The 14052-nt window shown below is 33.9% G+C and carries 14 protein-coding genes; 1 reads left to right on the top strand and 13 read right to left on the bottom strand.

Annotated elements, in window-relative coordinates:
• The 13 genes from SOY52_RS08380 to SOY52_RS08320 all read right to left on the bottom strand — a co-directional run.
• Positions 1–1363: InlB B-repeat-containing protein (locus tag SOY52_RS08380; protein ID WP_320848503.1), on the bottom strand; the 1363-nt coding region annotated here is incomplete at its 3' end.
• A gap of 161 nt (positions 1364–1524) precedes the next feature.
• Positions 1525–2772, bottom strand: coding sequence for a tyrosine--tRNA ligase (gene tyrS, locus SOY52_RS08375; protein ID WP_320848502.1), 1248 nt, complete (start codon positions 2770–2772; stop codon positions 1525–1527).
• 1 nt (position 2773) lies between these two features.
• Entirely contained in the window at positions 2774–4111 is a 1338-nt protein-coding gene (locus SOY52_RS08370; RefSeq protein ID WP_320848501.1) for a glycine--tRNA ligase, read from the bottom strand.
• 15 nt (positions 4112–4126) lie between these two features.
• Positions 4127–5596, bottom strand: a complete 1470-nt coding sequence (gene gltX, locus SOY52_RS08365; RefSeq protein WP_320848500.1) for a glutamate--tRNA ligase — start codon at positions 5594–5596, stop codon at positions 4127–4129.
• Between the two features lie 65 nt (positions 5597–5661).
• A complete protein-coding gene (locus tag SOY52_RS08360) occupies positions 5662–6486 on the bottom strand; it encodes an alpha/beta hydrolase (protein WP_320848499.1) in 825 nt (274 codons plus the stop codon).
• A complete protein-coding gene (locus tag SOY52_RS08355; RefSeq protein ID WP_320848498.1) occupies positions 6486–7385 on the bottom strand; it encodes a helix-turn-helix transcriptional regulator in 900 nt (299 codons plus the stop codon). Before SOY52_RS08355 ends, SOY52_RS08360 begins: the two co-directional genes overlap by 1 nt.
• A 120-nt stretch (positions 7386–7505) precedes the next feature.
• On the bottom strand, positions 7506–8153 hold the full coding sequence (locus SOY52_RS08350; RefSeq protein WP_320848497.1) for a hypothetical protein: 648 nt from the start codon (positions 8151–8153) through the stop codon (positions 7506–7508).
• Positions 8154–8208: 55 nt separating this feature from the next.
• The gene (locus SOY52_RS08345) at positions 8209–8838 is read right to left on the bottom strand and encodes an RloB domain-containing protein (protein ID WP_320848496.1); all 630 of its coding nucleotides are present in this window, start codon (positions 8836–8838) and stop codon (positions 8209–8211) included.
• Entirely contained in the window at positions 8838–10079 is a 1242-nt protein-coding gene (locus SOY52_RS08340; protein WP_320848495.1) for an AAA family ATPase, read from the bottom strand. Before SOY52_RS08340 ends, SOY52_RS08345 begins: the two co-directional genes overlap by 1 nt.
• Before the next feature lie 12 nt (positions 10080–10091).
• Positions 10092–10739 (bottom strand): CpsB/CapC family capsule biosynthesis tyrosine phosphatase, encoded by a 648-nt coding sequence (locus SOY52_RS08335; protein WP_320848494.1) that lies wholly within the window; start codon positions 10737–10739, stop codon positions 10092–10094.
• Positions 10740–10943: 204 nt separating this feature from the next.
• Positions 10944–11288, bottom strand: coding sequence for a hypothetical protein (locus tag SOY52_RS08330; RefSeq protein WP_320848493.1), 345 nt, complete (start codon positions 11286–11288; stop codon positions 10944–10946).
• 2 nt (positions 11289–11290) lie between these two features.
• Positions 11291–12415 (bottom strand): hypothetical protein, encoded by a 1125-nt coding sequence (locus SOY52_RS08325; RefSeq protein ID WP_320848492.1) that lies wholly within the window; start codon positions 12413–12415, stop codon positions 11291–11293.
• Positions 12412–13428: a 4-hydroxythreonine-4-phosphate dehydrogenase PdxA gene (locus SOY52_RS08320; protein ID WP_320848491.1), complete on the bottom strand. Its 1017-nt coding sequence runs from the start codon at positions 13426–13428 to the stop codon at positions 12412–12414. Before SOY52_RS08320 ends, SOY52_RS08325 begins: the two co-directional genes overlap by 4 nt.
• Positions 13429–13543: 115 nt before the next feature.
• On the opposite strand from SOY52_RS08320, the gene SOY52_RS08315 reads away from it, so the two are divergent.
• Complete coding sequence (locus tag SOY52_RS08315) at positions 13544–13798, top strand: hypothetical protein (protein ID WP_320848490.1); 255 nt, start codon at positions 13544–13546, stop codon at positions 13796–13798.
• Positions 13799–14052: the final 254 nt, after the last annotated feature.

Raw genomic sequence — 14052 nt, 5'->3', positions numbered from 1 at the left:
CTTTAAATATCTCATGATATCTTTCTTTACTAACATCTATTTTGATTGTTGTTGTTTTATCAAACATAGAGAATGTATTATCTTGAATCATTTCAACAGAATTAGGAATAAAGATTTCTTTTGCTTTAGGAATGGCTGATTCACCTTCATCATTTAGCTTAAATGTACTTTCATAAATTTGATTAACATAATCTGGTACAACAATTTTTTCTTGCTCTTTTCCATATTGTGTTAAATACTCAGCAATTATTTTTCCATTTTCATGAAAACAGTTAATTAGTAAAAATTTATTTTCATTTTGGAAATATACATTATAATCGGTAACATCAAATCCCAAATCAATATTAACCCATTCTTCCTCAGTGCCTAAGTATTTAACTAATTCTACTTTATATGATTCATCAAAAACATCGTACCCAATTGTGTTAATAGTAGCAGGTATTGTAATTTCTTCTAAAATTCCACAGCCTGCAAATGCACCACTTCCAATAGAAGTTACCCCATCAGGAATTGCTAAATTTTCGATACTTGACGCGCTAAATGCATAAAGACCTATTTCTTTAAGTGTAGATGGTAGTTCAATAGTTTTAATTTTAGAATATAAAGGTTCTTCATTGCTGAAATATGCGAAAGACATGTCACCAATTTTGGTAATACCATTTTCTACTTCAATATTTTCTATTTCTAGAAGAATATTACCCCATGGTCTATGTGAAATAGTTCCTGTTTCTTCATCTAATATTTCATAATCAAAAGTACTTCCAGTACCTTTTAATGTTAATGTCTTTGTGTTTTCATCAAAGAAGAATACAACATCCTCACCACATTGAGTTCCTTTACAAATTGTGCATACATTATCTTCAAAAACGTGTTTATCATGAATCCACTTAGCAATTAACTCAATATCTGACTTTATAATAGTATTAATATCGAATTTTTCTTCATTTAAATACCAACCATCAAATGAAAAACCTTCTTTTGTAGGATCTGTAGGGAAAGTAATTGTACCACCATGCTTTACTCTAATAGAATCAACCCTTGATCCCCCATCTGTATCAAATGAAACTGTATAATAACTATCACTCCACTTTGCTTCAAGTGTTATATCTGTTTTTATTTGCTCTTTGAAGTTGAATTTTTCCTCACCTAAATACCAGCCATCAAAAGCCTTTCCTTCTTCTGATATCTTTGGAATATCAACTTCGTTAATTATATCGCCTTCATTTACTATTATTTGTTTAACGGTCGCCCCCTCATTTTTAAAAGATACGACACATCTTTTAATTTCCTGATTACAGCTTATAACAAAACTTGCTATAAAAAGGACAACAATAGCTAATGACAAAAATTTTGTCTTCTTCATCTAACCTCTCCATTATCTTAGATTTACTTATATATACACAAATTAAAAATTCATTAAATTATATCAGCGATTTAAAAGTGGTGTCAAATATATTTTACCTAGATATGACAAAAGACCACAGTATTTATTTACTGTGGCCTTCATCAAACAATTTAAGTTAATTATTTAACAATAATTCTTGCGAACTTTTTCTTACCAGCTTTAATTAATATATCATTATCAGCTGTTAAGTCCTTATCACTAACGATGTACTTAAAGTCAGTAATCTTTTCTCCATTTACTTCAGCACCACCTTGGATTACGATAGTGCGAGCTTCAGAGTTAGATTTGCAGAATCCTGCTTTAACAAATAGAGCTAAAATTCCAAGCCCATTAGTAAGTTCATCCTTAGCAACCTCTACAGTTGGCATACCTTCTTTAGAAGCAGAAGCACCAGCAAAGAGTGCTTTAGCTGCTTGCTGAGCCTTGATAGCTTCCTCTTCACCATGAACAATCTTAGTTTGTTCAAAAGCAAGACGCTCTTTAGCTTCATTTATGTTTCTACTTGGATCTGCATAAGTTGCAATTTCATCAAGAGGCATAAATGTAAAAATCTTCATGAATCTAATAACGTCTTGGTCTGGAACATTTCTCCAATACTGATAGAAGTCATAAACAGAGGTTAAGTTTTTATCAAGGAAGATTGCACCCTTCTCACTCTTACCCATCTTCTTACCATCAGCTCTCATGATGAGGTTAAAAGTTAAGCCATAGCACTGAGGACCTTGCATATCATGAATTAAATCAATACCTGCAACAATGTTACCCCACTGGTCAGCACCTCCAATTTGTAATCTACATCCAGTCTTTTTATTAAGCATGTAGAAGTCATAGCTCTGGAGGAGCTGGTAGTTAAATTCAATGAAGCTCAAACCTCTCTCTAAGCGTTGCTTAACACCTTCAAATGTAAGCATTCTATTTACAGAGAAATGGCATCCAATTTCACGAAGGAATTTGATGTAGTTAAGGTCAACAAGCCAATCAGCATTGTTCATTTGGATTGCTTTACCATAACCTGGCTTTGGATTTTCTGAAAAGTCAACAATCTTAGAAAGTTGCTGTCCAATTGCCCTTGCATTACTTGCAATTGTTTCTTCAGACAAAATCTTTCTCATCTCTGTCTTTCCAGAAGGGTCCCCAATTAAACCTGTACCACCACCAACTAAAGCAATTGGATTATGACCTGCTTCCTGGAGGTGGTGCATAGCAAAGAATGGTACTACGTGACCAATATGAACAGATGGGCCTGTTGGATCTACACCAACATAGAATGTAACTGCCTCTTTATCCATTAAAGCAGAAAGACCTTCCATGTCAGTGCAGTCTTTTATAAACTCACGATCAATTAAAGTTTGTAATGCTTTATTCACTTTATACTCTCTTGTAGTTCTTCATAGCATTCTTGATGAATGGAACGATCTGATCTACAGCAACTCTCTCCTGCTGCATGGAATCACGGAAACGTACTGTAACTGTATGGTCTTCAAGTGTCTGATAGTCAACAGTAATACAATAAGGTGTTCCAATTTCATCCATTCTTCTATATCTTCTACCAACAGCACCTGACTGATCATAGAATGTAACGAAGTCTTCTCTGAGAGAGTGCTCAAGCTTAGAAGCATACTCTGCAATACCATCCTTCTTAACAAGAGGAAGAACAGCAACCTTAACAGGAGCAATCTGAGGATGGAAGTGTAATACTGTTCTTGTATCACCTTCTGGAGTTGCTTCTTCATCGTAAGCATCAGAAAGAGCCATGAGTACGTTACGTGTTAAGCCTGCACTTGTCTCAACAACATATGGGATATATCTTTCGTTAGTTTCAGGATCAAGATATGTTAAATCCTTACCACTGAACTTCTCATGCTGAGTTAAGTCATAGTTAGTTCTTGAGTGTACACCCTCAAGCTCCTGCCATCCCATTGGGAATAAGAACTGGATATCATATGCATCCTTTGCATAGAAAGCAAGTTCATCTGGTCCATGCTGATGCCATCTAAGGTGTTCTGGATGGATACCCATCTTCTTGTAGAAGTTCATTCTCTGCTCTCTCCAGTATGGGAACCATTCATCCTCTGTACCTGGCTTACAGAAGAACTGCATTTCCATCTGCTCGAATTCACATGAGCGGAAAATAAAGTTCTTTGTAGTAATTTCATTTCTAAAAGATTTACCAACCTGAGCAATACCAAATGGAATCTTTACACGTGAAGACTGTAATACGTTTTTGAAATCAACATAGATACCTTGTGCTGTTTCAGGGCGAAGATATACTACACTTGCACTATCTTTGTTTGCACCAATGTGTGTTTCAAACATTAAGTTGAAGTTTCTTGGCTCAGTAAAGCTATCTTTGTTACCACAAACAGGGCATGGAGCGTTAAGGTCAATTTGATCTGCACGGAAACGAGACTTACAAACTTTACAGTCAACCATTGGGTCTGAGAAGTTTGATACGTGACCACTAGCTTCCCATACACGTGGATGCATTAAAATTGATGCATCAAGACCAACAATATTGTCGTGCATCTGTGTCATTTCCTTCCACCAGAAATCTCTAATATTGTTCTTTAAATCTACACCAAGAGGACCGTAGTCATAGGCACCATTGAGGCCACCATAAATCTCTGATGACTGGAAGATAAATCCTCTTCTTCTACAAAGAGAAATAATTTTATCCATTGTTACAACTTGTTTTTCTTCTGACATTTTAATCCTCCTATTTTAAAATAAAGCAAGACTTCTCTTAATTCTTCTCTCTGTCTCTTCTAAGCCTAAGAGTGAGATTGAATCATGGAGAGGAAGTGATACAGCTGAAGCTGTAATAGCAACACGAATAGGCTGGAATACTCCATTTATCTTAATACCCATTTCTTCTGCAAGTGCCTTGATATCACTTTCTGTTTCAGCAAATGGCTTACCAGCTTTTTCATTATCTAAGACTATTTGAGCACCTCTTGTGAAAGCTTCTTTACACTGCTCTTCAGTCATACCTTTACCAATGTATGCACATTTATCAAGATTTGGCTCGTCAGTGAACAAGAATTTTGAAAGAGGAACTACATCAGATAGAACCTTCATTCTCTCTTTTACACTTGGAGCAAGTTTATAGAGAAGAGCTTTTTCACTTTCACTTACTTCACTTGAAATAAATCCTGCATTCTGGAGATATGGTGTGATTAACTTAACTATCTCATCATCACTCTTCATTCTGATGTATTGACCATTAAACCAATCAAGTTTTTTATAGTCAAAAGTACCACTTGATACATGGATATTTTCAAGCTTAAAGCACTTTTCAAGTTCTTCTTTTGTAAAGAACTCAGTTTGACCATCTAATGACCAACCAACCAAAGTGACATAGTTTAAGATTGCTTCTGGAAGATAGCCTTTTAATCTAAAGTCTCTTACTGCAGTGTCTCCATGTCTTTTTGAAAGCTTTTGTCCATCTTTACCCTTAACCATAGGAAGGTGACAGTAAACTGGTGGCTCCCAACCAAATGCTTCATAAAGAAGGATATGAAGAGGGCCAGATGGAATCCACTCCTGTGCTCTCATAATGTGAGTAATACCCATAAGGTGGTCATCGATAACATTAGCTAAGTGGTATGTTGGATAACCATCACTCTTTAATAAAATTGGATCAGGAGAAACATCACAGTTTCTTCTTGTGATATCACCCATTAAGACATCATGGAAAGTAGTTTTACCAGTTGTTGGAACTTTAAGTCTGATAACAGGCTTAATACCCTGCTTCTCAAGCTCTTCTCTTTCTTCTTTTGTTAAATTAGCACAGTGTCGATCGTAACCTTGATATTCACTCTTTGAAGCTATTTGCTCTTGACGAACCTTTTCAAGTCTTTCAGGAGAACAATAGCAATAATATGCTCTACCATCTTCTACTAGCTTTTTAGCGTATTCCTGGTAAAGAGCTAGTCTTTCAGACTGAATATAAGGACCATAAGGGCCACCTACAACAGGGCCTTCATCCCACTTAATTCCTAACCATGAGAGAGTATCATAAAGATCCTGAAGTGATTCCTCAGTATATCTCTCCCTATCGGTATCCTCAACACGAAGAATGAATTTTCCACCCATGGAACGTGCGAAGAAATAGTTATAGAGTGCAGTGCGCACTCCTCCGATGTGCTGTAACCCAGTTGGCGACGGGGCATAGCGAACTCGAACTTCCATCGAAAAGCTCCTTAAATATAAAATATGTTAAACAATATTATTATCTTTAATAAAAAGATACAACCTTAGGATAGAAAATCCACTGTAGCTCTTACAGCTTTTTCTTCTGCACTTTTATCAATATCGTAATATACAAAGTGGGTTGCATCCTTTAAGTGCACTATTGTGCAATCAAGACTGCTATGATTTGAAATAAAATCATCACAGCCTTGAGGATTAGTAACACTATCCTTTAAACACTCTAAAATTAATATCTTAGATTTTAAGTTATTAATTTTTAAAGCTTGTGTTTTTAAATTATCTAAATCTAAAAGCCTCTTTGTATATAAGTGCGACCAATACTCACGCCCTAATAATTCATCATCACAAGGTGCATTTTCATAGTGCATCTTATATCTTGAATCTGCTTTCCATTCAATTTTTATATCTTTCTTAAACATTGAGATTAGTCTAAGTTGAAAAGACTTTAACTGAGGCATTGAGAATGCTGGAGCTGCAAGAACAATCTTTTCAATATTATATTTTTGGGCAGCAATGAGTGCTAACAGTGTGCCCATAGAATGGGCAACAATATCTACTTTATTGTATCTATCAGTTAAGTAATTTAAGGCGTTATCAATGACTTTTAACCAATCATTTTTATTTGATTGCATAAAATCTTTACCACTAGTTCCCATACCAGGGAGACGAGGACAATAAACATCAAAGCCCGCTAAGGCTAAATCCTTAGCAGGTCTTACTAATTCACCTGGGTACCCTGCATAACCATGGATAAGTAGTACAGCTTTAGTATTACCATTTAATATTTTAAAAGGCCTCGCTGCACTAATTATTTTATTTTCATCTCTATATACACCTTCATACCAACTTTCAGGTACGCTATAATTCATCACCAAACCTCCTGGAACAGATTTAATAAATCGATACGGCTTCTAACTTCTGTTTTTGAAAAAATATTAGCAATATGGTTATTTACTGTATTAACGCTAATATTCAACTCACTAGCAATTTCTTTTGCAGTTAATCCTTTCTTTATTTCAAGGATTATTTCAGCTTCTCGATCTGTAATATGAAATCTTTCAAAGAATTCTTCGAGTGTTGGTTTTTCTGGCTCCTTATTTGCCTCTGTAAAGTGCTTTCTTAAAGCTAAAAATAAAAATACTAAAACAATTATTCCAAAGCATAGATATATAATAGCCGATAATAAATCTCTAACTACCTTAAAGAAAATTCCAAAAATAGCAATTGGAATTAAAATTAGTCCTGCAATTATTATTACTTTAGATACCAATCTAACATCTTTATTTTCAATACCTTTTAAGTTCTTAATTAGAACAACAAGACAAAATAGTAGAACAAATCCACCAAGGATATATTCAATCGCATCAAAAACCATATTATTTGGTTTTACAATTGAGAAAATGCCTACAACAAAATAAATTAATGAAGATGAAATAAATATTGTTTTATATGGATTTCTCCATGGATGGGCTATTATCCAAGTAGTAAAATAAGCAATAAAAGTTAATATAAAAGCACCATCTGCAATAAATAATGATTTCCAAATTGTCATTAATACGAAGCTAGTTAATCCAGAAAAAGAAATATCAGACCAAGATACTAACATCTGCATTCCTGTACAACCAAGTAAACTAGCTAAGAACACAAGAAATATATTAGTCCAAGGAAATTTTCTAAACCAGCTATATACAATTGCTAAAGCAAGGTCCATACCTACTATTGCAAATGCAATAATATTTAATAATAAATGGATGGATGCTACAGTCATTATTTCACCTTAAAATCGAATTTAAATTCAATTTAACATGAAATAGTTTTTTAAACAATTATTAAAAAAGTGTCGAAGATTTTTCCCCGACACTCCATAAACTATCTTAATTACTTTTGATTAAAATTGATATGCAACACCAACAACTGGGGCAACACTCATTCTAAAACCTGAAATAGTTGAACTATTAACATTTGAAATACTACTAACCTTTGAAGTAGTTTTTCTTTCTTCGAATAGAGGAATGCCAATATTTAAACCACCTCTTAATGCAAAATTCTTTGATACACTATATTCAACTAAAAGGTCTGATTCAAATTTAAATTGTGAAATAGAATAAGAATAGCTAGCAGAAGCTAGTGAACTAGAAGTAATTGTTTTTGTTCCAAATGAATAATTAATACCAAATGTACTTACAAAAGATAAGTTTTTTTGAATTGGAACTAAACATGAAGCTTTAATTGCAAAATAGAAACTAGTTGGAAGATTATCTGAATTAATTTCAACAGATCCACCTTTTTCATTTACAGGAATTAATAAACCAAAAGAGCCAACAACACCTAAATCATTTTTTATTTCTTGCCTATAGCTAATACCAATAGGTATATCGATTGCTGAGTAATCAACAGATTCAGATGAGCTTCCATTGGTAGTACTTTTTATTGAACCAAAAGCGAACATTGCACCAGTATCAAAGCTAACACTATTAGCAAAAGCAGATACACTAACAACGAGGATAAGTAAAGCTACCAATAAACTTTTTTTCATATTATTCTCCTTAAAATTTAAGCTGCAAAATTTTAAGTTCTGCAGCCTATTAGTTTTATTTAAATATCTTTGTATTATGAGACATATCAGCTTGACCACAAATTTCTGTAATCTTCTGATTTAAATCTGGCATGTTAGTTGCTTTAAAGCCACTAGCTTGATATGCAATTTTATTATAGTCTCTTGCATTTAAGTCTGCTTGAGCATGACGTGGGAATAATTGCATATGTAAGTTTAACCCCTTAGTCATCAAGAAGTCTGCACTCATTTCATAACCAGGAATCTTAGTCTGGATTGCACTTACCATTGCATCTGAGTTAATGATAAATGAATTAGGCTTTCCTAAGTGTAGATAAACCCAGAGATGGAAGGATGGATTAAAATAACATAGTCCAATTCTCTTTGATTCACACTCAACTTCTGCTTCCTTAACTTCACTAATTGTAGTGTTCACATCATCAAAGCCAAAGAGAGCATAAGCATTATCAAATCTATTTTTAAACTTAGCTTTAGAAGTAAATGCAATGTGCTCATGAAGAGTTTTTGCACCACTGTACATTACTGTAAGGTTTGCAAATCTACAATCCTTTCTCATCTGACTAAAGAAGATTGCTTCTGCTTCAGTAGCAGTAACAAGTAGCAATGTTCCCATTGAAGGAGTTGATTTTCTTTTTCTTGTTGCCATTACTTAACCTCCTTTTCATCATCTACAAAGTAGAATTCACTTGTAATAGGAAGAGCACCGAATGCACCCTGTAAATACTTTTCTCTTGTTAATGCTTTACCTCTTGATACCTTGAAGTCTGCAAGGGAGAAGTAAGTAGTACTTGATTCATGATCCTTTTGAGCAAACCAAATACCATCACGTCTTAATAAACCTTCCTTTAATAAGGATGGGTTACAGTCAACAACAAGCATTTGGCTTTCTTTGTTACAACTTTCAAAAATCTCAACAAGATGACATAAAACATCTGGATGTAAAAGCATACCAAAGTCATCAATTACAAGAGTTTTATGACTTGTGAAGCATTCGAAGAATGCAACAGCAAGAAGAGTTAATCTTCTTAATGAAAGGCTCTCTAATGAAAAGAGGTTTGAATAACCATCGGCCTTCTTATCGTTGATGTAAACGTGAGTAAATACTACTTTACCATCATCTCTAACACCTACTCTTCTAATATCTGTAATATCGACAGCCCAGAAGAAGTTAGTAAGCTGTTCTCTCCAAGCTGGATGTGCATTGAGCATACGCGCAATGTAACTTTCAGTTGCAGCACTAACACCCATTGGAAGAATATGTAGACTATCTGTAAACCATGAATAAAGCTGTGAGCAGGTTTCACCACCCTTTCTAGCTGCCCAACCTAAGAAGGAAGCGGAATCAGGGATTCTAGCAGCAAGACGCTTTTTCTCACCTCTATACATCTTACCATAGCGATAAGCATAAGTATTATCACTCTCATCATACTTTCTTTCAAACATCAACTTTTTAGATGTGTTATAAATGTGATAAAGAGTCTCTTCAAAGATTCTATCCTTGCTAGCTGCAAGTGTATAACGAGCTATGACAGTAGGATTTTCATCACTGCCATCACCCTTTTCAAGTAAAACATCGATAGAGATAGTAGCAGGAGTTGTCTTTTCAATGCCGTATGCAAATACAGTTCCAGTTAGTGCAGAAGCAAGAGGGTTTTCATTATCCTCACTTGCAGTTACAACACGGTTTAAAACTTCAAGTGCTCTAACAAATGAACTCTTACCAGCACCGTTTGGTCCAATAATAGCACTTGTTTTAATAGCCTTAAGCTTATCGTTAATCTCAACGACCTTGCTTGGGCTTAGACGATTATCCTTAAGAGCCTCGAAGCTAATCGTCTGAGGGGACTTCACGGACTTGAAGTTCGCAATAGTCATGTTCAGTAGCATACCTTTTTCTCCTTATATTGATTTAATAAAATTATTCATTTTCTGATAGACTCTTGGATTTGATGCAAGTGTTTCAGCTAAGAGTTTTGGAAGCTCAAACTTGCCATGGTTATCACTTGCAATGAAATCAACAAGGCCTCTTGTAAGATATTCATTTGCTTTTGAAGTTCTTGATGAAGAAGCATTAATTTGAACTAATACTCCAAGTTCTTCTTTCATTACCCTGAATGTCTCACTTTCTGGATTTAACCAATTATATCGCTCAATGTGAGCAATAATAATTTCATATCCCTTATCCTTAATTTTTCTTAAAGAATCTAAATAGCACTTTGGAGCAAAATCAACATTTGTTTCGCAAAGCACATAGCGAGAAAAATGCGGATAAAACTTTTGAGGAATTTCACCCTCTGTAATGTAAAGTTCACACCCTAAATAGGTATTAATACCTTCCTTTTTTGCTTTTTCACTTGCCCACTCAAAGGTTGGCTCTATCTTATCCATCTTTGTATCTACATATGGATCATTGATATGAGGTGAAAAACAAAGGTTTTCAATCCCTGCTTCCCTATAAGTTTTCATCATCTTAGAAAAGCTGAATTTTGATAACTTTGAATCATCGACTTTTGGAAGTAGATGGCTATGAATATCAATTAAACTCATGCTAAAAATTGTATTTTATTGAATTTTAAGTTTCAAGGAAAAAGATTTAATGGCTATTTTAATACTTTTATGGGCCTATTTTGTTCTTTATTAGCTAAAAAATGAGGGTAAATTGTTGCAATCTACCCTCTTTTTTTGTTTAATTTAATATTTCTAGGACATTTTTTATTTAAAAAGTCCCATTTTTACCTAATTAATTTTAGGTTATTCTGTTATCAAGTTAGGAAACTTACCCTTTCCACCACCAGTAATAGCAATAAAAGGAAAGTCATCATTACTTTGATGGTCATTTAACCAAATAATGATTTCTTCTTTATAACTAGAGTTTTCAAGGGCCTCCGCAAAACCATCAAGAACCATAACTTCAAAAGAAGCAGAGGAAATAAATCTCTTAATCTGCTCAAAGCCCCTTTTTGCGTCTTGTTTTGAAAACATCTTTGTTAATACCCCATCGAGTACTAACTCGCTTGGACCGAACTTTAATAACACTGCCTTTCTTCCATTAATAAAGGCTTTAACATCACCATCATAAAAAACTATTTTTTTCATAATTAATTTCCCATGATTACTTGGAAAATATTAGTTGAATTATCTTGGAAATTATGAGTTACTTCCCCTGATAACTGTTTTAATGCCTCATCATTTCTTTGCTTAATGATTAAGAGATTTGATAAAAGCTTTTCAACATCTGAATTAGAGTACTTCAAACTCATCTCATTCAATAACTCAATTGCTCCATCGATATCACCTACAGCTGCAGTTAATAAAGCAGCATTGTAACCACTTGGAATATGGCCTGTTGCATTATATTCTCTCAAGAAGAGTTCAGCAGCTCGTGATGTATAACCATCCTCAGCAGCTTTATACGCAACCTTTAATTCTTCAACCTTTGGCTTATTTGCCATTAAAGAAACATTCTTTCTAGCTTTTGTAGGAACTAATTGCTTTGTTATATACCCTTGGTAGGAATCAATCATTGTTTGAATCATTGAATATGGATCTGGTGCTAAGAATCCATATTTATCAACTTCATAACTTCTTGAATCACTTGAGTTAAAATTCTTAACAGCAACTACATTTTGGGTCTTTGCATCGATAATTGTATATGAAAAACCTAAATCTACATTCTGATATAGGTAATACACAGTTTTAGTAACCTTTGTAGGATTACCTTGAGCATCCTTTTTATTGTAGTCAGTTTCAACAATTTTCTTAGACTGTATGAATTCATTAATTGAGAGACTTGTAATCTTTGGAATAATTACAGCATCAATATTATTATTTTTAAGTGCATCAACAGTCGATACCCCAACTACAGATGAGTTTAACATAACATCTGTTTTTTCAGGAGGTGTTACATTAAAGAATCCTGATTTCTCAAGTGTTGCTACAAGCTTTTTAGTTGCATAATTGGCACTTTTTTCAGAGATAGAAGTATCATAGCTTGAGGTAATATAAGTATCCCAGAATGCATCAACATCAATAGCTCTAACAAAGAATGGAGGTTTTGTCATTCCCTTAAATGGAACTGTAGATGCAACTGCAACATTTCGATATGATCCCATGTTTATTTCAGATGGTTGGTTATAAACGATAGATACACTTGTCTCACATGATACTAATAGTAAAACAAGTGCTATAAGTACTGTAAAAAATAAAGATTTTTTAGTTTTCAACTGTTTACTCCTATTTGTATGTATTCAGAAGCTTTTTGAAGAGCTTGAATTAAATTATATGGCTGCATCATGTTTTTTCCAGCTCTTTCTAGCATTGCACCACGATCAACACCTACTACTAAAAATGGTAATCCCCAAGTAACAGTAACAGTGTGTTCGAAATCAAAGGACATTGCAGCAATATGAGCTTGGTCATGAAATAGAGTAATTACTGCACGATACAAACCTTTCTTTGCTCTATGCATTAAATGGTCACCACTTACAGGTCCTATAATATTAATACCTATATTATTGGCAGCTTCAATTGCTGGGATTAATATATCCCGTTCCTCTTCATCGTAGAAAAGGCTATCTGCATGGTGTGGATTAACAGAAGCAATTGCCAAAGGTTTTTCAGTATCAAAGATGTTTTCATTAACGGTTAGAGAATCAACACGAATGATTGTATCTAAGATTTTTTCAAAGGTAATATCCTCTAATGCTTTTCTTAGTGGAACATGGTGTGTATGAGAAAAAATTTTAACACCAGAGGAATCAAGCATATTAATTCCACGGCCAGATGAACAGAATTCAGGAATCATAGTTTGATACCTACTTTCTTTTATGCCTGCCATTGAAATAGCTCTAGCATCTAATGGTACTGTGACTAAAGCGTTGGCAAAGGAATTTTGTATTAGCTCAACTGCTTTTGCAGTACATGCATAAGTAGCTCTACCTGTGTTTTCACTTATCTTCCCATATTCAAACACATCCATATCAATTGTTGGAAGGTTATAAAATATGTGATTCTCCCCTTCGATTTGTCTCTGCTTTAAATCCTCATCAGTTTCTACATATGCAGAAAAAGGAAGTGGAAGTAATAAATCCCGAGAAACTTTTTTAAATAAATCTAAATCCCCAATGACAATAACACCACCATAACGTCGATGGTTTTCACTTTGAAGTGCTTTAATTATCATTTCAGGACTTACACCACTAGCTTCACCCATTGGAAGTGCAATATATCTTGTCATGGTGATATACTACCTTTTTTTACACCTATATTCAAATAAAATTACTTTTTTGCTTGACGAATTTATGTACTACACCTTAACTATATTATAAGTTGAATTTTGGAGGGTTAATATTATGAGAAGACCATATGATGAAGATGAAGACCTCGATCTCGAGGAAGAAAGATATTTTTCAGATGATTATGATGAAGAAGATGAAACCTACGATGATAAAGAGTATGGTGATGACTTTGTTTCATGGGACGAAGATGGCGAAGAGGATTTTGATGACGAAGATGAGGATGACTTCTCTGATGGATTTTTATTCGATGAAGACGATGATGATCCTCAATATGAAGATGAAGATGATGAAAAATTTGATTTTGAATAATTAAATATTTCAATACTATAAATATTAGTCACCAAAGATTGAAATCTTGGTGGCTTTTTTTGTTTTAAAACCTAAATAATTTCATATAGTTTTTAATCGAAAAGCAAATTAAGTAAAAAAATCAAAATTACTTCTATTATTCATAGAAGGTGCTTCTACATTCTAAAGGAGGCTATATGGCTCGAGAAGCCGATAGAATATGTAAGGAGTATTTTGACCAAAATGACAGGTTTAGTGATTTAGTTAACTTTACT

This window comes from Bullifex sp. (assembly GCF_034103065.1).
Taxonomy (GTDB): domain Bacteria; phylum Spirochaetota; class Spirochaetia; order Sphaerochaetales; family Sphaerochaetaceae; genus Bullifex.
The sequence above is the reverse complement of the archived record's forward strand: the minus strand, read 5'-3'. Positions and strand labels throughout refer to the sequence as shown.

Bases quoted from the DNA above. Each gene is read 5' to 3' on its own strand.
- SOY52_RS08370 (WP_320848501.1), bottom strand. From the start codon at position 4,111: ATGTCAGAAGAAAAACAAGTTGTAACAATGGATAAAATTATTTCTCTT.
- gltX (WP_320848500.1), bottom strand. From the start codon at position 5,596: ATGGAAGTTCGAGTTCGCTATGCCCCGTCGCCAACTGGGTTACAGCAC.
- SOY52_RS08360 (WP_320848499.1), bottom strand. From the start codon at position 6,486: ATGAATTATAGCGTACCTGAAAGTTGGTATGAAGGTGTATATAGAGAT.
- SOY52_RS08355 (WP_320848498.1), bottom strand. From the start codon at position 7,385: ATGACTGTAGCATCCATCCATTTATTATTAAATATTATTGCATTTGCA.
- SOY52_RS08350 (WP_320848497.1), bottom strand. From the start codon at position 8,153: ATGAAAAAAAGTTTATTGGTAGCTTTACTTATCCTCGTTGTTAGTGTA.
- SOY52_RS08345 (WP_320848496.1), bottom strand. From the start codon at position 8,838: ATGGCAACAAGAAAAAGAAAATCAACTCCTTCAATGGGAACATTGCTA.
- SOY52_RS08340 (WP_320848495.1), bottom strand. From the start codon at position 10,079: ATGCTACTGAACATGACTATTGCGAACTTCAAGTCCGTGAAGTCCCCT.
- SOY52_RS08335 (WP_320848494.1), bottom strand. From the start codon at position 10,739: ATGAGTTTAATTGATATTCATAGCCATCTACTTCCAAAAGTCGATGAT.
- SOY52_RS08330 (WP_320848493.1), bottom strand. From the start codon at position 11,288: ATGAAAAAAATAGTTTTTTATGATGGTGATGTTAAAGCCTTTATTAAT.
- SOY52_RS08320 (WP_320848491.1), bottom strand. From the start codon at position 13,428: ATGACAAGATATATTGCACTTCCAATGGGTGAAGCTAGTGGTGTAAGT.
- SOY52_RS08315 (WP_320848490.1), top strand. From the start codon at position 13,544: ATGAGAAGACCATATGATGAAGATGAAGACCTCGATCTCGAGGAAGAA.